Source organism: Microbacterium wangyouchuni, assembly GCF_054072595.1.
On record NZ_JBSVRM010000007.1, the window covers coordinates 221,629 to 245,790 of the forward strand.

23 protein-coding genes are annotated in these 24,162 nt (G+C 66.9%); 9 read left to right on the forward strand and 14 right to left on the reverse strand.

The window, feature by feature from the left end:
- Positions 1 to 63 precede the first annotated feature (63 nt).
- The 4 genes from ACW5CM_RS13715 to ACW5CM_RS13730 all read left to right on the forward strand — a co-directional run bounded on the left by ACW5CM_RS13715 (position 64) and on the right by ACW5CM_RS13730 (position 5,282).
- Positions 64 to 681 carry an RNA polymerase sigma factor gene (locus ACW5CM_RS13715; RefSeq protein WP_438252532.1) on the forward strand — a complete coding sequence of 206 codons (618 nt, stop codon included), beginning with the start codon at positions 64 to 66 and terminating at the stop codon, positions 679 to 681.
- Positions 674 to 1,120: a hypothetical protein gene (locus ACW5CM_RS13720; protein WP_438252531.1), complete on the forward strand. Its 447-nt coding sequence runs from the start codon at positions 674 to 676 to the stop codon at positions 1,118 to 1,120. The genes ACW5CM_RS13715 and ACW5CM_RS13720 overlap by 8 nt, the downstream gene beginning before the upstream one ends.
- A gap of 51 nt (positions 1,121 to 1,171) precedes the next feature.
- A complete protein-coding gene (locus tag ACW5CM_RS13725) occupies positions 1,172 to 2,758 on the forward strand; it encodes a S8 family peptidase (protein ID WP_457125335.1) in 1,587 nt (528 codons plus the stop codon).
- 100 nt (positions 2,759 to 2,858) lie between these two features.
- Positions 2,859 to 5,282 (forward strand): CHAT domain-containing protein, encoded by a 2,424-nt coding sequence (locus tag ACW5CM_RS13730; protein WP_457125336.1) that lies wholly within the window; start codon positions 2,859 to 2,861, stop codon positions 5,280 to 5,282.
- A gap of 308 nt (positions 5,283 to 5,590) precedes the next feature.
- On the opposite strand, the gene ACW5CM_RS13735 is transcribed toward ACW5CM_RS13730, so the two are convergent.
- Genes ACW5CM_RS13735 through ACW5CM_RS13755 form a run of 5 tightly spaced genes read right to left on the reverse strand, consistent with a single transcriptional unit; the run spans position 5,591 to position 9,963 of the window.
- On the reverse strand, positions 5,591 to 6,343 hold the full coding sequence (locus tag ACW5CM_RS13735; RefSeq protein ID WP_438252528.1) for a DeoR/GlpR family DNA-binding transcription regulator: 753 nt from the start codon (positions 6,341 to 6,343) through the stop codon (positions 5,591 to 5,593).
- The gene (locus ACW5CM_RS13740) at positions 6,340 to 7,182 is read right to left on the reverse strand and encodes a class II fructose-bisphosphate aldolase (RefSeq protein WP_457125337.1); all 843 of its coding nucleotides are present in this window, start codon (positions 7,180 to 7,182) and stop codon (positions 6,340 to 6,342) included. Before ACW5CM_RS13740 ends, ACW5CM_RS13735 begins: the two co-directional genes overlap by 4 nt.
- Positions 7,179 to 8,111 carry a 1-phosphofructokinase family hexose kinase gene (locus ACW5CM_RS13745; protein WP_457125338.1) on the reverse strand — a complete coding sequence of 311 codons (933 nt, stop codon included), beginning with the start codon at positions 8,109 to 8,111 and terminating at the stop codon, positions 7,179 to 7,181. Before ACW5CM_RS13745 ends, ACW5CM_RS13740 begins: the two co-directional genes overlap by 4 nt.
- Entirely contained in the window at positions 8,108 to 9,058 is a 951-nt protein-coding gene (locus ACW5CM_RS13750; RefSeq protein WP_457125339.1) for an ROK family protein, read from the reverse strand. The genes ACW5CM_RS13745 and ACW5CM_RS13750 overlap by 4 nt, the downstream gene beginning before the upstream one ends.
- Positions 9,055 to 9,963, reverse strand: a complete 909-nt coding sequence (locus tag ACW5CM_RS13755) for an SIS domain-containing protein (protein ID WP_438252524.1) — start codon at positions 9,961 to 9,963, stop codon at positions 9,055 to 9,057. Before ACW5CM_RS13755 ends, ACW5CM_RS13750 begins: the two co-directional genes overlap by 4 nt.
- 253 nt (positions 9,964 to 10,216) lie before the next feature.
- On the opposite strand from ACW5CM_RS13755, the gene ACW5CM_RS13760 reads away from it, so the two are divergent.
- From ACW5CM_RS13760 to ACW5CM_RS13775, 4 genes are read left to right on the forward strand one after another with little or no spacing between them, the layout of a single operon-like run.
- Positions 10,217 to 11,470, forward strand: coding sequence for an extracellular solute-binding protein (locus ACW5CM_RS13760; RefSeq protein ID WP_439255496.1), 1,254 nt, complete (start codon positions 10,217 to 10,219; stop codon positions 11,468 to 11,470).
- 32 nt (positions 11,471 to 11,502) lie between these two features.
- Positions 11,503 to 12,477: a carbohydrate ABC transporter permease gene (locus ACW5CM_RS13765; RefSeq protein ID WP_439255495.1), complete on the forward strand. Its 975-nt coding sequence runs from the start codon at positions 11,503 to 11,505 to the stop codon at positions 12,475 to 12,477.
- Positions 12,478 to 12,479: 2 nt separating this feature from the next.
- Positions 12,480 to 13,400 (forward strand): carbohydrate ABC transporter permease, encoded by a 921-nt coding sequence (locus tag ACW5CM_RS13770; RefSeq protein WP_438252521.1) that lies wholly within the window; start codon positions 12,480 to 12,482, stop codon positions 13,398 to 13,400.
- Positions 13,401 to 13,445: 45 nt separating this feature from the next.
- Positions 13,446 to 14,039: a short chain dehydrogenase gene (locus ACW5CM_RS13775; RefSeq protein ID WP_457125340.1), complete on the forward strand. Its 594-nt coding sequence runs from the start codon at positions 13,446 to 13,448 to the stop codon at positions 14,037 to 14,039.
- Positions 14,040 to 14,074: 35 nt separating this feature from the next.
- Here the strand turns inward: ACW5CM_RS13775 and ACW5CM_RS13780 are convergent, their stop codons facing one another.
- Positions 14,075 to 14,374, reverse strand: a complete 300-nt coding sequence (locus ACW5CM_RS13780; protein ID WP_438252519.1) for a chorismate mutase — start codon at positions 14,372 to 14,374, stop codon at positions 14,075 to 14,077.
- 60 nt (positions 14,375 to 14,434) lie between these two features.
- Here ACW5CM_RS13780 and ACW5CM_RS13785 point away from each other — a divergent pair, with 60 nt between their 5' ends.
- Entirely contained in the window at positions 14,435 to 15,715 is a 1,281-nt protein-coding gene (locus ACW5CM_RS13785) for an AI-2E family transporter (protein ID WP_457125341.1), read from the forward strand.
- 6 nt (positions 15,716 to 15,721) lie between these two features.
- Here ACW5CM_RS13785 and ACW5CM_RS13790 read toward each other — a convergent pair whose 3' ends face one another.
- The 8 genes from ACW5CM_RS13790 to ACW5CM_RS13825 all read right to left on the reverse strand — a co-directional run bounded on the left by ACW5CM_RS13790 (position 15,722) and on the right by ACW5CM_RS13825 (position 23,900).
- Positions 15,722 to 16,105 carry a DUF5997 family protein gene (locus ACW5CM_RS13790; protein WP_457125342.1) on the reverse strand — a complete coding sequence of 128 codons (384 nt, stop codon included), beginning with the start codon at positions 16,103 to 16,105 and terminating at the stop codon, positions 15,722 to 15,724.
- A 42-nt stretch (positions 16,106 to 16,147) separates the two neighbouring features.
- Complete coding sequence (locus ACW5CM_RS13795) at positions 16,148 to 17,074, reverse strand: ABC transporter substrate-binding protein (protein WP_457125343.1); 927 nt, start codon at positions 17,072 to 17,074, stop codon at positions 16,148 to 16,150.
- 32 nt (positions 17,075 to 17,106) lie between these two features.
- The gene (locus ACW5CM_RS13800; RefSeq protein ID WP_438252514.1) at positions 17,107 to 17,832 is read right to left on the reverse strand and encodes an ABC transporter permease; all 726 of its coding nucleotides are present in this window, start codon (positions 17,830 to 17,832) and stop codon (positions 17,107 to 17,109) included.
- Positions 17,829 to 18,512, reverse strand: coding sequence for an ABC transporter permease (locus ACW5CM_RS13805; RefSeq protein ID WP_457125344.1), 684 nt, complete (start codon positions 18,510 to 18,512; stop codon positions 17,829 to 17,831). The genes ACW5CM_RS13800 and ACW5CM_RS13805 overlap by 4 nt, the downstream gene beginning before the upstream one ends.
- A 1-nt stretch (position 18,513) precedes the next feature.
- Positions 18,514 to 19,353, reverse strand: a complete 840-nt coding sequence (locus ACW5CM_RS13810; RefSeq protein ID WP_457125345.1) for an ABC transporter ATP-binding protein — start codon at positions 19,351 to 19,353, stop codon at positions 18,514 to 18,516.
- Positions 19,354 to 19,501: 148 nt separating this feature from the next.
- A complete protein-coding gene (locus tag ACW5CM_RS13815) occupies positions 19,502 to 20,926 on the reverse strand; it encodes a dihydrolipoyl dehydrogenase family protein (RefSeq protein WP_457125346.1) in 1,425 nt (474 codons plus the stop codon).
- Between the two features lie 212 nt (positions 20,927 to 21,138).
- On the reverse strand, positions 21,139 to 22,395 hold the full coding sequence (locus ACW5CM_RS13820; RefSeq protein WP_457125347.1) for a lactonase family protein: 1,257 nt from the start codon (positions 22,393 to 22,395) through the stop codon (positions 21,139 to 21,141).
- Positions 22,396 to 22,613: 218 nt separating this feature from the next.
- Positions 22,614 to 23,900 (reverse strand): adenylosuccinate synthase, encoded by a 1,287-nt coding sequence (locus ACW5CM_RS13825; protein WP_438252510.1) that lies wholly within the window; start codon positions 23,898 to 23,900, stop codon positions 22,614 to 22,616.
- Positions 23,901 to 24,162 lie beyond the last annotated feature (262 nt).

Here is a 24,162-nt window from a genome sequence, read left to right on the forward strand (position 1 = left end):
CGGGTCACGATGTATCACCGACGACTTGCCGTGCTCCTAGTAAGTGTGAGCACAATGATCATCATGACCGACGCCTCGCCCGAGGGCGCCGTCAGCGAGGATTCGCCGCGCTGGGAACGCGCCGCGCATCTGTTCGCCGACTGGCGCTCCGGAAACGCGCGCGCCATGGACGACCTGGTGCGCCTGATGACCCCCGTGCTCTGGCACGTTGTGCGCGCCTATGGACTGGAGCGCATGCTCGCCGAGGACGTCGTGCAATCCACCTGGCTCTCCCTCGTGCGCGGGCACGAGAAGATCGCTGATTCTCGGGCGGTGTCGAGTTGGCTGACGATCACCGCACGACGCGAGGCCTGGCGGGTTTCGAAGAACCATCGACGTACGGATGCCACCCCCGACGAGACCCTCGAACCGCTGCTGCCTGTGCAGGAGTCGACGGAGTCTCAGGTCGCGGCATCCGATGAGTCTCATCGCCTGTGGCGCGCCGTCGGCACTCTCGATGCCCGCTGCCAGCGGCTGCTGCGCGTGGTCGCCTTCGATGATCGTCCGGACTACGCCCGGATCGCCGCCGATCTCGAGATGCCGATCGGCAGCATCGGACCCACCCGCAAACGGTGCCTGGCGAAGCTGCGCACCGCCGTGGTGCACGCGGGCCTGACCCCGGAAGGGGGCGATGATGACTGACTCCGACGACGTCCTGCTCATGCGTCTGCGGACGGCAGCAGAAGAGATCGATCCGCTGCCCGATGGCCTCGTCGACCGCATGATCACCGCAGTCGCGGTGGCCGACCTCTCGCACGAGTACGCGCTGCTCACCCTGATCGAGAACGCCGATTCGCCCGTGCGCGGTGAAAGCGAGACGACGACGCTGCAGTTCAGCGACGGGACGACCAGCATCCTGCTGCACGTCAGCCGCGGCGAGCGCGGACAGCGCCGCGTGGACGGCTGGGTGGATGCCGGCGCGGTCGAGGTGCGTCTCACTCAGGGGACACAGTCCTGGAGCGCCATCCCCGGCGAGCAGGGCCGCTTCGTCTTCACCGATGTTCCGGCGGGCCTCAGCCAGGTGCTGCTCGTCACCGGCGAAGGAGCCACAGACCTGCGCACCCCGCAATTCGAGGTGTGAGCGGTCGTTCGGGGGACACAGCGGCGGTGACGCCGACAGAGAGGGAGATCAATGGAGCAGCCCAAGGGTTGGAGTTGGCGGGATCGCGCCGAGGGCTCGATCCCGCGCGGAAAGGCGCTCGATCCGACCGTCGACGCCGTGGTCGGCATCCGCGCATATCCAACGGCATACCTGCCGGATCGGATGCTGATCGCCGAACTCCCTGACGATGAGAATGGCGCGTACGACCGCGATGTGCGCGCGCTCACGCAGGCGGCCGGAGCCTTCGGCTGGCAGCTGCTGATCGAACCCGGAGACGTGATGCGAGCCGGCCAGCGAGACGACATGCTGCCCGGCATCCCCGGGTTGCATCGCGCCCTGCTGACCACCCCCGATGTTCCCGAGGAGGGCGAGTCGCCCGTGGCCCCGGATGCCTGGCGTGTGCTGCAGCGGGCGCGCCGAATCGTTGGCGACCCGATGCCACGTGCCGGTCTCGAACATGTTCTGGCGATTGATCCGGTAGGCCTCAATCCGTTCACCAGGACCAACCCGTTCACCCGGACCAACCCCTTCACCCGAACGAACCCGCTGCGCGGCGAAGGAGCGGTGGGCAGTGACGACTATCTGGCACCGGGCCGCGGTGGCAGGCAACCGATCGCCTGGGTGGGGGCGGCTCCGGTGCGCAGCGCGGGATCCAGAAAGCAGCGCCGTGCGGTGGTCGCTGTTCTGGACACCGGATGCGGCGAGCACGAGTGGCTGCCTGATGACATCGTGACGCGGCGCATCGAGCTCGACGGCATCCCGATCGGGCTGACCGGCGATGACGATCCGGAACGCTACCCCGATCTGTACGGCCAGCTCGACGGTGAGATCGACGCGGTCGCCGGGCATGGCACGTTCATCGCGGGGCTGATCCGGCAGACGGCTCCGGATGCCGACATCCTCTCGATCCGCGTCGCCGGGTCACTGGGTGTGGTCGATGAGAGCACGTTCCTGCAGGCTCTGGCGGCGACGGTGGAGTTGCAGCGTCGATTCGTGCACGGCCTGGATGGCGGGCATCCGATCGATGTGCTGAATCTGTCGCTCGGTTATTACCACGAGACCCCGTCGGACGGACAGTTCTCCCTCGTGCTGCACGATCTGTTGCGGGCCGCGCGGGAACTCGGCACCATCGTGGTGTGCTCGGCAGGAAATGATGCGGTCGATCGTCCGTCGTTTCCGGCATCACTGTGGGCATGGCCGGGTGCGGACAACGGATTGACTCCGGATGCTGCGCTGCCGCTGATCTCGGTCGGAGCACTGAACCCGTCGCTGAAGTCGCTGGCGCTGTTCTCGAACGTCGGGCCGTGGGTGCGCGCCTATGCACCTGGGGCGATGGTCGTTTCAACCACTCCGGCGTTCGTCGGCGGGGCGCAGGCGACCACCCGCTCGGACATTGGCAAGCTCGAACGGCAGACCGTCGACCCCGATGACTACCGCGGCGGCTTCGCCGCGTGGAGCGGCACGTCCTTCGCGGCACCCTATGTTGCGGGCAAGATCGCGGCGCTACTGGCCGAAGTGGTGAGGCCGCAGGGTGCGGCGGAGCCGGCTGGGGCGCGAAAAGCTGTGGATGCGGTGTTGCGGATGTCGGAGGTTGTTACACCTGTCGGAGACATTTGACCAAAACCTCCCGCGTTCGTAACAGGCTCCGACATTCGCAACACGATGCGACGGGGGCGTCGGGCTTTCGGTGAGCAGCAGTTCACGGCATCCTGGACTGATGGCCACTTCCGCGCGCGCACTGTACGAACGCGGACGCGACGCCACCAACGCGCAGCGGTACGCCGAGGGGAAACGGCTGCTCGCCCGGGCGGCCGCGAGCACCGACGATCCGGATCTGCGCGCACGAATCGCCGGAACCACGGCATATGCCCTCGCTCAGACCGGCGAGCCCGCCCGCGCCGAGGAGCTCTGCCGGCAGGCACTCGACCAGGAAGGGGTCAGCGCACAGACGCGCGCTGTGCTCTCCGGCCAGCTCGGCGTGCTGTACACCCGCGCCGGGCGGCTGGATGAGGCCGAGGCCATGCTCAGCGAAGCAATCGACGGTCTCGACGGCGTCGCTCAGGCGAACTGCCTGCTCAATCGCTCGCTCGTACACATGCAGCGCCGCGCCTTCGACGCCTGCACCGCCGACCTCGAGCGCGCCGTCGCCCTGTATGAGACCGCAGGGGATGCCTCGGCTGCAGCCGAGGCCCGCCACAATCTCGGGTATGCGGCGCTGCTGCGCGGCGACCTCATCATGGCGCTCGAGCTGATGGCACAGTCACGTCCGGTGATCGCCGACAGCTCACCCGTCAGCGCGGCGATGAGCGACCTCGACCGCGCCGAGGTGCTGCGCGAGGCGGGTCTGGCCGATGAAGCGGAGCGTCTTCTCGAAGACGTCGCCGTCACCTTCGGAACAGCGCGGATGCGTCAGGCGCGAGCCGAGGCCGAATATCACCTCGCCCGTTCGCTCGTCCGACATGACCCCCAGCGCGGCGAGCGCGTTGCCCGAGACGCGGCGCGGCGCTTCCGTGCGCTCGGTTCCGACAGCTGGGCGGCGCGCAGCGACGCCGTTCGCCTCGACGCCCGAGTAGCCGCAGGCCTGAGAACCCCCGCACCCCAGTTCACGGCGACTGCCCGGGCGCTGCGCGCGGCCGGCTTCCCGATGGAAGCGGCATCGGTGCAGCTCAGTGCTGCTCTCGACGCCGCCCGCCGCGGTGACGCCGTCGCACCGCGACTTCCGGTGGATGCCCCCACGCCGTTGCGGTTGCGCGCGGCCGAGTTCCGCGCCGTGCGCGCCCACTCCCGGGGCCGGCACGCCGAATCACGTCGCCACGCCAGCGCGGGCCTCGACCTGCTGGCCCAGTGGCAGCGCTCGTTCGGCGCGCTCGACCTGCAGTCCTCGTCCACCATGCACGGCTCGGGTCTGATCTTCGCCGGGCTGTCCGCCGCGGCCGACAGTGGCGATCCGGCCGCCCTGTTCGACTGGTCTGAGCGCGCGCGTCACCTCAGCCAGCAGGTGGCGCCGGTGCGCCCACCGCACGATCCGCAGCTGGCCGCCGACCTCGCTGAGCTGCGGATGCTGCGCTCCGAACTCACCGGCAAGGAGTGGACCGCCGACCTCCAGGTGCGGATGCTGAGTGACCGGGTGCGCGACCGGCAGTGGTCCGCGACCGGGGCGGGCGACACCCGACCCCGCGCCGCACTCGAAGAGCTGCGCGCCGAGCTCGGCACCGAAACGGCTGCCCTCACCTATGTGTTCACCGGCACCGCGTTGCTCTGCGTCGTCACGACAGCGGAGGAGACGCGCATCGTCGAGCTGGATCTCGCCGCCGTACACGCCGCCTCCGATGGGCTCCGCGCCGACCTCGACGTTTCAGCATCCATCCGCACCGGCCCGATGGGAGCCGTCATCGCGCGCGCCCTCGATGAGCGGATGCTGCGCCTGGATGAGGCCCTGCTCGGCCCGCTGCGCGCGGTGCTCGGTGAGCGTCGTACCGTGTTGACGGTGCCAGGAATCCTGTCCGGAATCCCCTGGGGGATGCTGCCCACCATGGCTGCGCGGCCATTCACACTCGCGACCTCGATGTCGCGGTGGGTGCAGGAGCGCGGCAGCGGGTCGCGGCCGGCATCAGCGGGATTCGCCGCCGGGCCGCGCGTGCCCCGCGCTGTCGAGGAGGTGCGTGCTGCGGCATCCGTCTGGCGTGACGCACACGTGCTCACCGGCGACGAAGCCCGCGTCGAGGCTGTCACCGCCATGGCCGGCCGCGTCGACGTGCTGCACATCGCCGCGCACGGCAAACATGCTGTCGACAACCCCCTGTTCGCCGGGTTCGATCTGGCCGACGGGACGCTGTTCGGCTACGACGTCGATCTGATCCCGCATGCGCCGGACACCGTCATCCTCTCGGCGTGCGAACTCGGACGCTCCTCCGTCCGCTGGGGCGAGGAGGCACTGGGGATGACCCGCGTCTGGCTGCATGCCGGAACCCGCAGTGTGATCGCCGCCGGAGCCGTCGTACCGGATGACGTCGCAAGTGAGCTGCTCAGCGCTGTGCACACGGGACTCAGCCGCGGGGATGCGCCCGCGGTGGCCCTGGCTGCGGCATCCGTCACGACGGAGCATCGGACCCCGTTCCAGTGCCACGGAAGCGGATTCTGAAGAGTTTCTCCATTCGATGTATCAGAGCGGCGGGTGGGTGCTCTTGATCTACGGAAGGTGTCGCGCGGTGCTCCAGAAGGGTCGGAGCACGAGGGAGCCGCGGTCGTTCTGGGGATGCGCGTGGGGACGCAGCGACAGACACCGACTATTCAGGAGGGTGTGTGCGGACGCCGCGCACACCCTCCGTCAGGGTTCACCTGGCCCACTTGCAGGGCGATCGTACGGATGTCTGGGGACACGCCGCCGGATCGCCCTGCGGGTGTGCTTCGGCCCTGCAAGTGTGCTGCGGTGGGGCAAGCGGACGGGCGTCAGGCGACGACGACCTCGTAGCCTGCTTCGACCAGTTCGGGCGCCGGGGCATCCGTGATGACGGTGCGAAACAGCTCCGGGCCGCCGATGTGCGCGAAGGCGTTCTCCCCGATCTTGCTGGAGTCCGCCACGACGATGGCACGGCGCGCGCGTGAGGCCATCATCCGGTTGACGGCCGCCTCGCGCTCATCGTGCGTACTCGCCCCGGACTCAGCCGACAGCGCGTTCACGCCAATGAAGGCGATGTCGAGATGGATGCCGCTGAGCAGCTGCTCCACGAACGGCCCCACGAGCTCATAGCTACGGGAGTGGATGACGCCGCCGGTAACGACGACTTTGATGTCGGGGCGGGTCGCCAGCTGCGAGGCGATGTTCACGGCGTTCGTGACGACGGTGAACTCTCCGAGGTCATCGCGTGCGGCCAGCGCCGCGGCGATCGCCGTGGTTGTCGTGCCTCCGGAGAGGCCGACGACGGATCCGGTCGTGACCAGCGCGGATGCGGCCCGCGCGATGACATCCTTCTCGTGGGTGCGACGGTGGCTCTTGTACTTCACCGGCAGCTCGTAGGCGACCGACTGCGCGACCGCGCCGCCGTGCGTGCGGGTGAGCAGCCGCTGTTCGGCGAGGCTGTCCAGATCGCGGCGGATGGTTGCGGCGGATGCCTCGAGCCGCTCGACCAGTTCATCCACGGAGACCTCACCCTGCGCTGCGAGCAGGTCGAGGATCTCGGTCAGGCGAGCCGCGCGCTTCATACCGATTCCAGGGCGAACAGTCGCAGCATCCGCGCGGCCTCATCAGCGACCGCCGCACGGCCCGGTGCCACGTACTTGCGGGAGTCGACGAGTCGCTCGTCCTGTGCGAGCGTGTCGCGCACTGCGCGGGTGAAGAAGCCGTTCAGGTGCGTGGAGACATTGATCTTGGTCATTCCAGCGCGCACGGCGTCGGCGATGACGGCATCCGCCACTCCCGAAGACCCGTGCAGCACGAGCGGAACGTCCAGCGCCGCGTGCAGCCGGCCGATCAGCTCGATGTCGAGCGAGGCGCTGCGATCGAGCATGGCGTGCGAGGATCCGACGGCGACAGCCAGGGCATCCACTCCCGTCTCGGCGACGAAAGCGCGCGCCTCATCGGGGTCGGTGCGCACGCCCGGAGCGTGCGCTCCGTCCTTGCCGCCGACCTCGCCGAGCTCGCCCTCGATGTACACCCCCGCGGCGCGGGCACGGGCCGCGACCTCACGGGTGAGGGCGACGTTCTCGTCGTACGGCAGCGCGCCGCCGTCGAACATGACCGATCCGAAACCGAGGGCGATCGCCTCGTCGACGAGCTCGGGGTTCTCGGCGTGATCGAGGTGCACGGCCACCGGCGTCTCGGCCCGACGGGCGACGGCCAGGGTGGCCAGGGCGATCGGCTCAAGACCCCCGTGATACTTCGCGCAGTTCTGCGAGATCTGCAGGATCACCGGCAGTTGCGCCTGAGCGGATGCCGCCACCAGCGCCTCGGCCGTCTCGAGGTGGATCACGTTGAAGGCACCGATTCCGCGTCCGGAGTCGGCGGCAGCGCGGATCAGATCGGCAGCAGAAGCGAGAGTCATTCGGAATCCTTCGAGGTGTGGATGGTCGCGACGACGAGGTCAGCGGCGAGTTGCGGATGCTGGGGCGAAATCTCGCCCGCGAGCGGCATGAGCACGGCGGCGGCCGACCACGCGGTTGCACGCCGCAGGATGGTCTCGGTGTCGCGGATGCCGTCGGCGAGAAGGGTGGCCACGGCGGCGACAGCGGCATCGCCGGCACCGGTGGGGTTGCCGGCGAGGGGTGCGGGGAGGCGGGCCTGGAGGATCGTCTCGGATGCACCCACGGCGAACATGCCCTCCGCCCCGAGCGACAGCAGCACGAGTCCTGCTCCGCGACGCACCAGCTCGCGCGCACCGTCGAGCGGGTCGTCGATGCCGGTCGCCTCGGCGAGCTCGGCCCGATTCGGCTTGAGCACGGCGACGCCAGCATCTGCTGCAGCCAGCAGCAGGGGCCCGGAGGTGTCGACGATCACGTCGCGGTCACCGGCCGCAGCGATCAGTTCGGCGAGCAGCGAATCCGGCGCCTCGGGAGGAAAACTGCCCGAGATCACGAGCACGGAGGCGGCAGCCGCCTCTTCCCTGACGGCAGCGATGAAGCGCGCCCATTCCTCGGCGGTCGGGTTCAGGCCGCGCTCGTTCACGATCGTCGTATCGCCGAGGGCGCGATCGACCCAGGCGATGCTGCGGCGCGTGTCGGCGGCAACCGGCACGAGTACGTGCGGCACGCCGCTAGCCTCGAGATCGCTCTGCAGCTCGGCGCCGGTCGCACCGCCCGCGGTGGTGAGGGCGCGCACCGCGTGCCCTTCGGCATGCGCGACACGGGCGACGTTGAGCCCCTTGCCACCGGCACGCACAGCGCCGGCATCCGCCCGATGGGTGCCGCCGGGCTCGATGCGGTCGATCTCCCAGGTCATATCGACGGCGGGGTTGGGGGTCACTGTGAGGATCATGTCAGCTCTCTGGCTCGCAGCGCGGCACCGAGGATGCCTGCGTTGCCCTCAAGTTCTGCGGGGATGAGCACGGGCATCCGATGGAAACTGAGCCGCGCGGTCAGACGCGCACGCAGTTCGTCGAAGAGCGCGCCACCCGCGCGCGAGAGCCCGCCACCGATCACGACCGCTTCGGGGGCGAACATCGCGGTCAATTGCGCGAGGGCAAGGGCCAACGCGTCCAGCGCCTCATTCCAGACGCGGGCAGCGACTTCGTCTCCGGCTGCGGCGCGGGCGATGACGTCTTTCGCGCCGTCCGGCGTCGTCCCGGTGGCGGCAGCGTAGCGGCGCGCGATAGCGCCGGCGGATGCGATGGCCTCCAGGCATCCGCGTGCTCCGCAGGCGCATTCCGGCCCATCAGCGATCGGGGAATGCCCGATCTCACCGGCGTAGCCGCCCGCGGTGTACGGGATGCCGCCGACGAGCACGGCCCCGGCGATCCCGGTGCCGATGATGAGGACTACGACGTCGTCGTGCGCGCGCGCACCGCCGAGCTCATGTTCGGCCTTTGCTGCCGAGCGCACATCGTGATCGAACGCGACCGGCAGGCCGAAGCGTTCGGCGGCGATGCTGCGCAGTGGCGCGTCGTGCCAGCCGAGGTTGCTCGCGTAGACACCGATTCCGGCATCCGTATCGACGATGCCGGGCACGACGAAGCCGACTGCTTCTGCAATGACGGTGGGATGCTCCGCCCGCAGTTCATCCGCCAGGCGTGCAAGTTCTTCCACGAGAGCCGGCGCTGGATCAGCTCCGCGCGCCGGCGTCGGTGTGCGACGCAGGCTCAGCGCTTCGCCGTTCGCGTCGAACAGGGCCGATTTGATGTCGGTGCCGCCGACGTCGAACGCGAGCACCGGCGCCCCCGCGCCGATGCTCGCGCCCAGACCCCGGGAAGAGGAAGAAGTGCTCACGCGTCCAGAATGACGGATCGGCTGAGGTTTCGCGGCATATCCGGGTCAAGTCCCTTGCCGACCGAACGCTCCAGCGCCACACGGTGCAGGCGCACCAGGTCAGCCAGCGGATCGACATCGTGCTGCACGAAACGTCCGCCGGTGGCCTCGACCTGGCCGGCAAGACCCTCCGGCGCGACGCCGAACTGCCACGTGATGCGTCCGGGGGCGGCGATCGCGATCGGACCATGGCGGTAGTCCATCGACGGGTACGACTCGGTCCACGACTGCGAGGACTCGCGCATCTTCAGCGCAGCCTCGTGCGCCAGGCCGATCGTCCAGTTGCGGCCCAGGAAGGTGTACTGCTCAGCGGTTGCCAGCTCGGGGTCGTCGGTGGATGCCAGCACGGCCTCAGCATCCGCAATCGAGCGCGCGACGTCGTCGTGCAGCCCGAGGGATGCGCGCATCAGGGTCAGCGCGGTCGTTGCGAAGCGCGTCTGCACGACGGACTGCTCGTCGGCGAACGGCAGCAGCACAGCGCCGTCGACCATGCTTGCCAGCGGTGAGGTCGGGTCGCCGATCACGCCGATGACCGGGATCTTGCCGGAGATCTGCTCGGTGATCTCGAGCACCTCGCTGGTGGTGCCGGAGCGGGTGAGCGCGACGACAGCGTCATAGTCGCGATCGAGGAAGACTTCGGATGCCGCGTACGCATCGGTGATGCCCTGACCGGCGGTTTCACGCAGCGCCGCGTAGGACTGCGCCATGAACCACGAGGTGCCGCAGCCGATGACGGCGACGCGCTTGCCTGCGGCCGGAAGCACCTTCTGCTCATCGCGCATATCTGCCGCGCGCGCCCAGGTCGTCGGCTGCGAAAGAAGCTCTGCGCGCATGTGCGCGCCGGGTGCGGATGTCTGGTCGGTCATATTTCGATTCCGTTCTAGACGTACGGTGAATGAAGACTTATGGTTCTTTAGTGAGCGATTCAATCATATAGCGTCATGGACACGATTCAATGACGAAGTTGAGTATTTTTGTTCACACACTTCACAAATAGAGGTAGTGTTCCTACCCAGTCCAGATAAAAGACCCCGTGCGCGAAGTTGCGCACTCACATCACGCACCGTCGCGTGGAGTTTCCTCTCCTTGCGGCGGCGCACCCACACAGTGAGGAAAGACATGAAGAAGTCTGTGCGATTGGGCGCTGTAGCCATCACAGCCACCGCGACTCTGGCGCTTGCATCCTGCGGGTTCGGCGGCTCCGACGCCGGCGGTGGAGGGGACGGCGGCGAAGCCGGCTCCACCACGATCGACCTGCTCGTGCCCAGCTACTCCGACAACACCAAGGGCCTCTGGGAAGACGTCATCGAGGGGTTCGAAGCGGAGAACGACGGCATCACCGTCAATCTCGAGGTGCAGTCCTGGGACAACCTCGAAAGCGTCGTCGCCACTAAGGTTCAGGGCGGCGAGGCTCCGGACATCTACAACGGCGGACCCTTCGCCGGCTTCGCAGCCGACGGCCTGCTCTACGACGTCGAAGAGGTCACCAGCCCCGACACGTTCGCCGACTTCCAGGAGTCGTTCATCAAGAACGAGCAGCTCGAGGGCACGACGTACGCGCTGCCGTTCATCGCATCCGCTCGCGCGCTGTTCGTGAACAACGATCTGCTCGAGCAGGCCGGCGCCGAGGCGCCCACGGACTGGGATTCACTCCTGGATGCCGCAACCAAGGTCTCCGGCCTCGGGGGCGGCATCGCCGGCTACGGCATGCCGCTCGGTTCGGAAGAGGCCCAGGCTGAGGCCGCCGTCTGGCTGTGGGGCGGCGGCGGATCCTTCGGCGACGAGTCGGAGATCACGATCGACACCCCGGAGAACCTGCCCGGTGCCGAGCAGATCAAGAAGATGATCGACGCCGGTGCCACCCAGGCTGACCCTGGTTCCACGCAGCGCTCGCCCCTGATGGACATCTTCATCCAGGGCAAGATCGGCATGCAGGTGGGTCTTCCGCCGACGGTCGGCCAGATCGCCGAGAGCAACCCCGAGCTGAACTACTCCATCGTGCCGATCCCCACCCAGGATGGCTCGCCCTTCACACTCGGCGTCGCCGACCAGCTGATGGCGTTCCAGAACGACGGCGACAAGGCCGAGGCGATCACGGCGTTCTTCGACTACTTCTACTCAGCAGACGTCTACGTGCCGTGGGTGCAGGCCGAGGGCTTCCTGCCGGTGACGAAGTCGGGTTCTGAGCAGCTCTCCGGTGAAGAGGCGCTCGCGCCGTTCCTCGAGGTACTGCCGGATGCGCAGTTCTACCCGTCCACGAACGCGAAGTGGTCCGCAACGGATGGTGCATTCAAGGCGCTGTTCGGTCAGCTGCAGACGAAGCCGGCCGCTGACGTGCTGGCAGAGATCCAGGCGCAGGTCGACGCGGGCTGACGCCCGGGAGCGAAGGGGTTCGGGATAGATCCATGAACCGAATGACGAAATCCTCGAACCCCGTGGGGGCGGTCACCGACCGTCCCCACGCCCCCGAGGCCGCGGATGCGGTGCAGCAGAAGCGGCCCGGAGGGCGCGAGCTGTGGCTGGCGCTGCCGTGGCTGGCGCCGGCGCTGATCCTCATCGTCGGCGTGGTGTTCTTCCCCGCCGGCGTGATGTTCTTCAACTCCACACGGGACATCTCACTATCGGGACTCGACAAGGGCTCGGTCGGCTTCGACAACTACGCCGCCGTGTTCTCGTTCCCGGCATTCTGGCCGATCATGGGCCGCACGATCATCTGGGTGGTCTCGGTGGTCGCGATCACCGTCGTGCTCTCGCTCGGTCTCGCGCAGATCCTCAACAAGGCATTCCCCGGCCGCCAGCTCGTTCGGCTCGCGGTCATCATCCCGTGGGCGGCATCCGTCGTGATGACGACCATGGTGTTCTACTACGGTCTCGAGCCGTACTTCGGTGTGATCAACAAGTTCCTCGTCGACATCGGGTTTGTCGACACCCCGGAGGGTTACGGGTGGACGAGAAACCCGGCGACAGCGTTCGCCTGGTCGATCGTGATCGCGATCTTCGTGTCACTGCCGTTCACGACCTACACCCTTCTCGCAGGCCTCCAGAGCGTTCCCGGCGATGCGCTGGAAGCCGCCAAGATGGATGGCGCAGGTCCCGTGCGCACCTACTGGTCGATCATTTTCCCGCAGTTGCGCGGTGCACTCAGCGTCGCCGTGCTGATCAACATCATCAACGTGTTCAATTCGCTACCGATCCTGAAAGTGATGACCGGGTCGATACCCGGATATGACGCAGACACCGTCATGACGATGATCTTCAAATACATCGAACTGCAAAAGAAGGTCGACGTCGCCAGTGCCCTGTCGGTGGTGGCGTTCCTCATCGTGATCGTGATCGTCGCGGCGTACGTGAAGATCGTCAAGCCCATGAAGGAGGTATGAGGATGACTGTCACCGAGACCCGGGTCATCACGACCTCAGGCGGCGGCCGCGCCGCAGCATCCATCGGTCGCCGTCGTCGCTACACAGCCGACCAGGTGTCGCTGCCGCGGGTCATCCTGCGGATGGTCGCCGGTGCCCTCATACTCGGCATCTTCGTACTGCCGTACCTGATCATGTTCTTCGGCTCGGTCAAGACGAAGTCGCAGATCCGCTCGGTCGATCCGACGTACTTCCCGGTGGAATGGCACTGGGAGAACTACATCAACATGTGGTCGACCCCGGAGACGCCGCTGCCGTACAACCTCATCTCGACCATCATCATCGCCGTCTTCGCCACGTTGCTCGTGCTGCTGGTCGCGATGCCGGCTGCGTATTACACGGCGCGATTCCGCTTCCCGGGGCGCATGGTGTTTCTGTTCCTCGTGATCGTCACGCAGATGCTGCAGCCCGCCGTTCTCACCTCGGGCCTGTTCCGGCAGTTCACGACGCTCGGCATGGGCGATACGTGGGCTGCGATGATCTTCATCAACGCCGCCTTCAACCTGTCGTTCGCGGTGTGGATCATGCACTCCTTCTTCGCCGGCATCCCGAAAGAGATCGATGAGGCGGCCCAGATCGACGGCGCTGGACGCCTGACCGTGCTGTTCAAGATCAACCTGCCGCTGGTGTGGCCGGGAATCGTGACCGCGATCGTGTTCACCTTCGTCGCCTGCTGGAACGAGTTCGCCGCATCGCTGGTGATCCTGTCGACGGATAAGAACCAACCGCTGTCGGTGGCTCTGACGAAGTTCGTCGGTCAGTACGAGACGAGTTGGCAGTACGTGTTCGGTGTCTCGATCGTGGCGATCCTGCCGGTGATCATCCTGTTCATGATGATCGAGAAGCGCCTCGTCGGCGGATTGACGGCGGGGAGTGTGAAGTAGGCGGCCGCTGAGCCTGTCGAAGCGCCGGCGGCTACGATCGGCACCATGAGGATCATCGTCATCGGAGCATCCGGACATATCGGAAAGGTCGTCGCCGACACGCTGTCGGATCGCGGACACGAGGTTCTGCGCGCATCGCGCACAGGCGAATGGCCGGTAGACATCACCGACCCGGAGTCCGTGCGTGCGCTGTTCACGAAGACCGGAACAGTGGATGCCATCATCGTCGCCGCGGGTAAAGTGCCGTTCAAGCACGTCACCGAACTGAATCGAGACGATTACCTCGCCGCGTTCGTATCGAAAGCGCTGCCGCAGATCGCACTAGTGGGCGCCGCGTTCGAGCATGTGCGCGACGGCGGATCGATCACGCTGACCACCGGAGTACTCGCCCGGGAGCCGATCGCCACCGGTGCTGCCGGAGCCGCCGCCAACGGCGCGGTGGAGTCGTTCGTCATCACCGCTGCTGCCGAAGCACCGCGCGGCATCCGGATCAATGTCGTCTCGCCGGACGTTCTGGAGAACTCCCCCGGCTCGCACGCCCTATTCGCTGGCCACCGACCGGTGACGGATGACGAGGTCGGCCGCGCCTACACGCTGGCCGTTGAGGGAATCGGCAGCGGGCAGGTGCTGAAGGTTTGAGACCGGGGCCGATGCCGGAGGCTCAGCGCCGGGAGTCAGCGGCCCTCGGCGGCCTCGGTGTGGTGGCGGATGACCTCGGCGACGACGAAGTTGAACCACTTCTCCGCGAACTCCGGGTCCAGGTGCGCCTGCTCGGCGAGCGCGCGCAGGCGCGCCACCTGCTGCTCTTCGCGGCCAGGATCGGATGCCGGCATCGCATGTTCTGCCTTGAGGATGCCGACCTGCTGAGTGGCGCGGAATCGCTCGGCGAGCATGTAGATGAGGGCGGCATCGATGTTGTCGATACTTCCTCGCAGGCGCAGCAGGTCTGCCCGGGCGTCATCGGCGTCGGTCATGTGTCTCCTCATCGTCGGCGGTTAAGACGATATCGCGCGCGAGCACAATAGAGTTGGCGCATGAGCATCGATCAGCCCTCGGCTTCCGACGATCACGCTGCACCGGACGGTGCTCCGGCATCCGAGAACACCGCAAAGTCGCGGACCGAAGCAGCCCCCAAGAGCCGTGCAAAAGTCGCAGAGCCAAAAGCCGCGAAGTCGCGCAAGAAGCCGAAGCACGCCCCAGAACCCGATCACACCATCGAGATCGAACCGAAACCAGTCATCGACCCGGAGCCTTCGAATCGGTTCTCGTGGACGCGCATCGATCGGCCATTCATCTTCGGGTTCATGGTGACCCTGGGCGGGCTCGCTGCGTTCATGCTCGGCCTCGCACTGTCGAACCTGTCGACGGTCATCATCTATATCGCCCTGGCGCTGTTCGCAGCTCTCGGCCTCGACCCGGCAGTGCGGTTCTTCGAGCGACGCGGTCTCAGCCGAGGCTGGAGCGTCGTCGTCGTGCTGTTCACCCTCATCGCGCTGCTGGCGCTCGTGCTCTGGACCATCATTCCGGTCGTCGTCGCGCAGGTCGCGGCGTTCGTGAAGAGCGTTCCGTCGCTCATCAAGGACTTTATGGCAACCGACGTCTACTCCACGCTGGAGAATCAGTTCGGCGGCCAGTTTCAAGACCTCGTTTCGGATATCCAGAAGTTCCTCGTAGACCCCGGCAACATCGCCACGATCGGCGGCGGCGCACTGCAGGTCGGCGGCGCGATCGCCACCGGCATCTCCGGTGTCGTGATCGTGCTCGTGCTCGTGATCTACTTCGTTGCGACGCTTCCCGTCATCAAGGTGGCCCTGCTTCGCCTGGTGCCGGCTCGCGACCGCCACAACACCGACATCATCTCGACGCAGATCACCGACTCTGTCGGCGGCTACGTGATGGGAATGGTCACGCTGGCGTTCATCAACGCGATGCTCGTTCTCGTGCTGTACACCGCGATGTCGCTCCCGTTCCCCCTGCTGCTGGCGGTGGTCGCGTTCCTGATCACCCTCATCCCGCTCGTGGGTTCCCTCATGTTCTGGGTGATCGGCACCGGAATCGCACTGTTCACCGACCCGCTCATGGCCCTCGTGTTCGGGGTGATCTACCTGATCTACATGCAGGTGGAGTCGTACGTCCTCACCCCGAAGGTGATGAACCGGGCAATCTCCATCCCCGGCTCGCTTGTCGTCATCGGCGCGCTGGTCGGCGGCACACTGCTCGGGCTCCTCGGAGCGCTCGTGGCCGTGCCGGTCACGGCATCCATCCTGATCATCATCAAGAAGGTGTGGGTTCCGCGCCAGGATTCGCGGGTCTGAGCGACCTCAGACGGTGACGTCGACGATGCCGATAAAGCGGCCGCCGACGCCCTCGATCTCGGTGCGGTGCTGGTCTGATGCCAAGGCGGGCAGCTCCGCCGGTGTGTGAGTGCGGCAGCTGAGATAGGTGAACTCCGGCCACCATTTCTTCGGCCGGACCGTCTCGGTGTAGCCGCAGACGACGCAGGTCAGCGTGGCCCAGACCGGGCGTGCACCCTTCTTGCGGTTGGCGCGGGACTGAACCAGCCAGGCTGGCGGGTCCTGCTCGAGCGCGGTGAGCTCCGCCTCGCTCAGTCCGTCATTGAGCCCGTGCCGGGAAACCATCTCCAGGGAGATGTCGAGTCGCTGAGCGAGGTCGCGCTTGGAGAGCGTGCGGTGAGGTCCGGGCATGCCTCCATTGTCCCAGTTCGCCCGGACCCACCGCTCACAGAATCAGAGCAGGTCATTGTCTGTCAGCCACTGCTTCGCGATCTCCTCAGGCGAGAGCTGGTCGACCGTGCTCTGCACACCGAGCGCGACGAGGTCGTCGGCCGTCAGCGCCCCGCTGACCGCATTGATGACATCGGCGATCTCGTCGGCCACGTCGCTGGAGGCGATGGGGACGACATTGGATGCCAGGATCAGGCTGTCGGGGTCCTCGAGCGCGACGATCTCCTCGGTCTGGAATGCCGGAGCTGCGGTGTAGATGTCGGCGACCTGGATCTCACCCGCCAGCAGCGCCTCCAGGGTCGTGTCACCAGTGGCGGAGAAGGCGAGGTCAACGCCGTAGAGCTCCTTGGCACCGGCCGGACCGTAGGGCCGCTGCTCGAACTCGGGTGCCGCACCGATCGTGACCTGCTCGCTGACGTTCGCGAGGTCGGCGATCGTGGTGAGGTCGTTCGCCTCGGCGAACTCCTTCGTCACGGTGTAGGTGTCCTGGTCGCTCGCCTCGGCGTAATCCAAGGCGGTGAGCCCCTCGGGGAGCACCTCCTGGAGTGCCGCATAGACATCCTCGGAGCTCGTCGCGTCGCCGGCATCGCCGTAGAACTCGAGCAGGTTGCCGGTGTACTCCGGGAAGAGATCGATCGCGCCGGATTCGAGCTCGGGGATATACGCGTCGCGCTGCCCGACGTTGAACTGCCTGTCCACCTCGAAGTCGGCGTTCTCCAGCGCCTGAGCGTAGATCTCGGCAATGATCTCGTTGGAGTAGTACGCCTGGGAGCCGATCACGATCGTGTCTGAGCCCGAGTCCGCACCTGTTGAGTCGGAGTCGGTCGGCGTGTCCAGCGGGTTGCTGCTCGCGCATCCGGCAAGCACGAGTGCGGCAGAGACGGCGATGCCGCCGACGAGAGCGAGTCGTGACTTTCTTGCAGTGAACATGATGTTCCTCTCTGGTGGGGAGTCTGGAGTTCTCAGGCGGGGACGTATGCGGTGCTTCTGCCTGGACGAATTCGACGACGACCGGGCTGCTGCGCGCGCACCCCAGACGGCACGGCGGCGCGCTGCGCGACCGCCATCAGCAAGTCGACGATGAGAGCGAGCAGCGCGACCAGGATCGCGCCGCCGAGAACCTGATCGAACCGGCGAAGCGGGATGCCCTGAATGATCGGCCAACCGAGTCCGCCGAGGTTGACGTAGGCGGCGATCGTGACGGTCGCGATCACCTGAAGCAGTGCCGAGCGGATGCCGCCGACAAGCAGCGGCAGTCCCAGTGGCACCTCCACCTTCCGGAAGATCTGCCACTCGGTCATGCCCATCGCCCTGGCCGCATCGATCACTCTTCGGTCGATGGCTTCGAAGCCGGTGTATGCGCCGGCTAGGAGCGACGGAATCGCCAGGAGGACGAAGGTGATGACCGCGGCCTCCGGAATGCGCAGCACCCCGAGCAGCAGCACGAGCAAGATCATCAGTCCGAAAGAGGGAAGGGCGCGGGCCGCGCCTGCGACCGCGACGGCGAATTCGCGTCCGCGCCCGGTGTGCCCGATGAGCCAGCCCAGGGGAACAGCGATCACCGCCGCGACGAGGACAGAGATCGCGGTGTAGAACAGGTGCTGCCCCAGCAGCGTGGGCAGAGCGTACTGTCCTTCCAGCCGCTCGGGAGAGAACAGCCAGGCGAAGGCTTCGGCGAAGAGATTCATGCGGCCGCCCCTGCAGCGACGCGTGGACGCCGCGTCTTCGAGACGCTGGTGGCCCGCGCCCACGGCATGATCACGCGGCCGGCCAGCATCAGCAGAAGATCAATGAGCAGGGCGATGAGCACCACAGCAACGACACCGGCGAGCACCTCGGCGACGATCCGACGCTGCAGACCGTTCGTGAAGAGGTATCCGAGGTTGGTGACGCCGATGAGGATGCCGACCGTGGCGAGCGAGATCGTACTGACCGCGGCGACGCGGAGACCCGCGAGGATCACGGGCCCAGCGAGCGGAAGGTCGACCATCCAGAACCGGCGAGCGCCCCCGTAGCCCATCGCCGTCGCAGCCTGACGAACCGCGGCATCCACTGAATCGAGACCATCGGCGACAGCCCGCACAAGGATCGCGATCGCATAGATCGTCAGCGCAACGATGAGATTCGTCTCGCTGATCGCCGAGTAGCCGCCCACCGCGGGCAACAGAATCAACAGGGCCAGCGATGGAATCGTGTAGAGCAAACCGGTCAGCACGATCAGCGGGCCGCGCACGAGCTGGTAGCGCCAGGCGATCCAGCCCAACGGCAATGACAGCAAGAATCCGAGCACTATCGGGATAGCGCTCTGCCGGAGGTGCACCAGGCTGAGCTCGAAGATCAGCCCGAGATTGTCGAGGACCCAGTTCATGTCATGTGCCGCTCTCAGCTCCGGCCGTGTCATCCAGCAGCGCTCCCTGAGTGCGCCCCTCGGAGTCGACGACGACCCTCCCCCGCGGGGTCTGCTTGATGCGCAGCGCGCGCCGACCACGTTCGATGCCGATGAATGCCGAGACGAAATCGTCGACCGGATTCTCGATGATCTCGCTGGGGCTGCCGACCTGCACGATGCGGGCGCTCTTGTCGAGGATGACGACCTGATCGCCGAGCAGGAACGCCTCGTCGATGTCGTGAGTCACGAAGACCACGGTCTTGTCGAGTTCCCGCTGGAGGCGGATGAGCTCCTGCTGCAGATCGGTGCGCACGATCGGGTCGACGGCCCCGAAGGGCTCATCCATCAGCAGAATGTTCGGGTCGGCCGCAAGACCGCGTGCCACCCCGACGCGCTGCTGCTGGCCGCCGGAGAGCTGACTCGGGTACCGATCGGCGAGAGCACGATCGAGCCCGACCGTGTCGAGAAGCGTCCGGGCGCGTTCGTGCGCTTCCTTCTTCGAGGTGCCGGTCAACCGCAGCACCGTGGCAACGTTGTCGATGACCGTGAAGTGCGGCATGAGCCCAGAGTTCTGCATGACGTAACCGATGCGGCGGCGCAGTGCCACCGGATCACCGCCGAGCACGCTCTCACCATCGATCTCGACGTCACCGCCGGTGGGCTCGACCATGCCGTTGATCATGCGCAGCAGCGTGGTCTTGCCGGATCCGGATGATCCGACGAGCACTGTCGTCTTTCGCGAGGGGAGCACCAGACTGAAGTCCTCGACGGCGAGCGTGCCGTCGGGGAATCTCTTGGACACCGAGCGGAACTCGATCATGCGCTTTCGTCGACCTCTGCGACCACTGTTCCTGCAAGGACAACGTTCATCGTCTTGCCTCCTCGGATTTGGGTTCGAGCGTACGGGATGCGTCAGACATGCGGGTGGACCCCTGGATATTCGAAGCGGAAGCGTGATCGGATCGCCCTCACGCCGATTCCCGTCCGTAGCCCTCGAGCAAGCGCAGCCAGACCTCGCTCACCGTCGGGTATGCCGCAACGGCGTGCCACAGCCGCTTTATCGGTACCTCCCCGACGACGGCGATCGTGGCGGCGTGCAGCAGGTCAGCAACGTCCGGGCCGACGAATGTGGCGCCGAGGATGACGTCGCGCTCCGTGTCGACGACCATCCGCGCTCTGCCGGCGTAGCCGTCCTCCCGCAATGACGCCCCAGCCACCGCCCCGAGATCCTGATCGATCACGTGGGTGGAGTATCCGGCATCCTCCGCGGCTTTCCCCGTGAGTCCGACCGAGGCGACCTCCGGTTCGCCGAAGACGACCTGCGGCACTGCGGCGTGGTCGGCGGTGGCGACATGACGGCCCCAGGCGGCATCGTCAACGCTTTCGCCCTGCGCGCGGGCGGCGATCGCATCTCCCGCTGCGCGCGCCTGATACTTTCCCTGGTGGGTCATCAGCGCGCGCCCGTTGACATCTCCGACGGCGTACAGCCAGTCGCTCCCCGGCACCCGGAGCGAATCATCGGTTTTGATGTAGGTGCCCGGTTCGATCTCGACACTTTCGAGTCCGATATCGCCACTGCGCGGGCGGCGGCCGGTCGCGGCGAGCACCTCATCAGCAGTGATCTCGGAACCGTCACCCAGCGTGATCGTGACAGTGCCCTCGGTGCGGCTGACCCGAGCAGTCTCGGTGTGGATGCGCACATCCACGCCGAGGTCAGACAGCCCTGCTCCTACCAGCTCACCCGCGAACGGCTCCATGCTGGCGAGGAGCTCGCCCCGTGCGATCACCGTCACGTGCGCGCCGAGCGAGGCGTACGCCGTGGCCATCTCCACCGCGACGACTCCGCCGCCGATGATGGCGAGGGATGCCGGGATCTCCTGCGCGCTCGTCGCTTCGCGGCCCGTCCAGGGCGCAGCATCCACCAGTCCGTCTATCGGCGCGATCGAGGCATCGGTTCCGGTGCTGATCGTCACCGCGTGACGTGCCCTCAAAACGCGGGTCGATCCGTCATCGGCGGTCACGGTGACCTCACGCTCGCCGGAGAGTCGGCCATGGCCGCGGGCGAGGTCGATGCCTACTGACTCGAGCCAACGTACCTGGCCGTCGTCCGACCAGTTCGCCGCGAATGAGTCACGCCGGGCGAGGACTGCTCGCACGTCGAGATTCCCGGTCACTGCCTGTGCGGAGCCGGCGACATTCTGAGCCGCGCGCAGCGCCTGTGCCGAGCGCAGCAGCGCCTTCGATGGCATGCACGCCCAGTACGAGCATTCGCCTCCGACGAGCTCACTCTCGACGATGATCGCGGTGAGGCCCGCCTGCGCCACACGGTCGGCGACGTTCTCACCGACCGGCCCTCCGCCCAGCACGATCAGGTCGTATTCGTCTGTCGTCATCTCCGCACCTTCCCTCGGATGCCAGTTTTACCGAGGTGCAACGTGTTGTCACCGGGCTTGTTCCGGACTCGCGTGTGACGTATAGCGGAGGGTGTTGCAGTTGCAGGACCTTTTCGGCCGATTCCTCCGACGTTCGTAACACCCTCCGACGGATGCAACGGCGGGCGGGCCGGGAGGGCTGGCCGACTGGGGCGAGTCAGGGGGTCAGGGGGTCAGGCGAGCAGGATGCTGGTGGGCGCGGGCGCCTGGGCGCGGTGCCGGATGCCCCGGGGCGCACCCGTGCGCTCGTCGAGGTCCAGAACGCTGATGTCGTTCGACCTCTGCCCGGCGACCAGGAGGGCGCCGTCGTGGACCAGGTGGTGCCGCGGCCAGTCGACCCCGGATTCGGCGAGCGCGAACGGCTCGACGATCTCGCCGGCACCGCGCACCCGCAACGCGGCGATCGTGTTGCTGCCGCGCACTCCGGCGTAGAGGGTCGCGCCGTCCCGGGAGCTCGAGAGTTCCGCCGCGAAGTCGACGCCGACCTGCACGGCCGGGCTCACCGGAGTCGCCGAGACGATGCCCCAGCGGCCGTCAGCTCCTGCGGCGAGCGTGAAGACTTCGCCGGAGTACTCCGTCACCACGTGCAGGTGTCCGCTCGGATGCACGACCATGTGCCGCGGGCCGACCCCGAACGGCAGCACGATCTCGTGATCGAGCAGCAGCGCACCCGAGCTCGTCGAAACCCGCCAGATGCGGACGAGGTCGAACCCGAGGTCGGTCGTCGCGATCCGACCGTCGGCGAGGAAAGCGGCAGCGTGAGCGTGCGAGGTGCGGGTGGATGCCGCGGGCTCCGGCTCCGCGACGGATTCGGCTGCTTCGGCCGCCCCGGCCGCACGTCCGGCAGCTTCCCACGCTGGCTCCGCGAACCCGGCCGACGCCATGGCTGCCGACAGCAGGTCGCTTTCCGCGGTGGCCTCGGCGGCAGCATCCGCCTCGAACTGCCGGAACAGCGCCAGTTGCTCGGTCAACTGCACGCCGCCGGTGAAGTCCCCGGCATCCGGAGAGTCCAGCGAATAGGGGTCGGTTGCAGCATCCGAGATCGATGGTGCGAGCAGTCCGCCGGCAGCATCCAACCCGATGCGCACGACCCGCCCATCGCCATAGCAACTGGCGATCAGATACGCACCATTCGGGGCCACGGCAAGGTGGCAGACGGCGGCGCCCGCCTCGACAAAACGCCCGATCGGCGTGAGAGTGCGCTCGCCCGAGCGCCGGTACGCGCGCACGTGACCTGCGCCTTCGAGCGCTGCGTAGACGACGTCGTGCGAGGGATGCCGGGCCAGCCATGATGGCGACGCAGCATCCGCGACGGCACCGCGGTAGGCGAGGGTGGTGGGCTCGCGCCCCTCATCCCCTTCGAGCAGGCCGATGCCCGTGGCATCCCCACCCATGTCGGCGCCGTAGCCGCCGACCCAGAACTGCGTCATGCGCGTCTCCTCATGTGCGGCATCCCGGGAGGTGTCACGAATCGCCGCATCCGACCTGGCTCAGCGACCATACCTGACACCTCGCCGAAGTGCTCGATCTGGGAGGTGTCACGAATTGCCGCATCCGCCGCGATTCAGCGACCATACCTGACACCTCGCCGACTGGGCGCGGCCCGCACAGCGCGAGCAGGCTCCGCGCACAGCGCGACCGGTGCCTGTCAGTCCACGAGGTCGTGGCGGACGATCACCTGATCGCGAGCAGGGCCCACGCCGATCACCGAAATACGCGTCTTGCTCATCTTCTCGAGCGCGAGCACGTAGTCCTGGGCGTTCTTCGGCAGATCCTCGAAAGTGCGGGCCTTCGAGATGTCCTCGGTCCAACCGGGGAAGTTCTCGTAGATCGGCTTTGCGTGGTGGAAGGCCGACTGGTTCACCGGCACATCGTCGAAGCGCTCACCATCGACGTCGTAGGCGACGCACACCGGAATCTGCTCGAGCCCGGTGAGGATGTCGAGCTTGGTGAGCACGAGGTCGGTGATGCCGTTGATGCGGGTGGCGTAGCGGGTGATCGGGGCGTCGTACCAACCGACGCGGCGATCACGACCGGTGGTCACGCCGAACTCGGCGCCGGTCTGACGGAGCCATTCACCGGTCTCGTCGAAGAGCTCGGTCGGGAAAGGCCCGGAGCCTACGCGCGTCGTGTACGCCTTGACGATGCCCACGATACGGTCCAGGGATCCCGGTCCGACGCCGGATCCGGCTGCCGCGCCCGCAGCTGTCGCCGTGGACGACGTCACGAACGGGTAGGTGCCGTGGTCGATGTCGAGCATGGTGGCCTGGCCGCCCTCGAACACGACGACCTCACCGCGCTCGAGTGCCTCGGCGATGAGGTGACCGGTGTCGGCGACCATGGGGCGCAGCCGCTCGGCGTACGACAGCAGTTCTTCGACGATCTCGTCGACCGTGACCGCGCGGCGGTTGAAGATCTTCACCAGCAGGTGGTTCTTCTGCTCGAGGGAGCCCTCCACCTTCTGGCGCAGGATGCTCTCGTCGAACAGGTCCTGCACGCGGATGCCGACACGGTTGATCTTGTCGGCGTACGCCGGGCCGATGCCGCGGCCGGTGGTGCCGATCTGACGCTTGCCGAGGAAACGCTCGGTGACCTTGTCGAGGGTGCGGTGGTACTGCGTGATGATGTGCGCGTTGGCGCTCAGCTTGAGCTTGGACACATCGATGCCGCGCTCGGACAGCGCGTCCAGTTCCTGGAAAAGCACCTCGGGGTCGACGACGACGCCGTTTCCGATCACCGGCGTGACGCCAGGAGACAGGATGCCACTGGGCAGCAGATGCAGCGCATACTTCTCGTCACCGATGACGACGGTGTGCCCGGCGTTGTTGCCGCCGTTGAACTTCACCACCCAGTCGGTGCGGTCACCGAGCAGATCGGTAGCCTTTCCCTTGCCCTCGTCGCCCCACTGGACTCCGACGATCACAATTCCTGGCATGGGTGAACCCCCTGGGTTTTGCCTGTGCTTTCGCCGGGCTTGCACCGGCAGATGAGCTGGCCCGATTCGGGCTCTTCTATCTTAGCGAACGGGCTGTGCGTGCCGTCCGTTGACGCTCGCGCCGCTGCTACCTGTCCGCTCCGGTCGCAGTACCTGCCCGCTCCGGTCGCAGTTGACGCTGCTATTCCGGAGGCAATGTCAAATGGTGGGAGCAACGCCGGGGGTTTAAGCGGCGAGTAGCAGCTCGTTCAGCCGGTTGGCT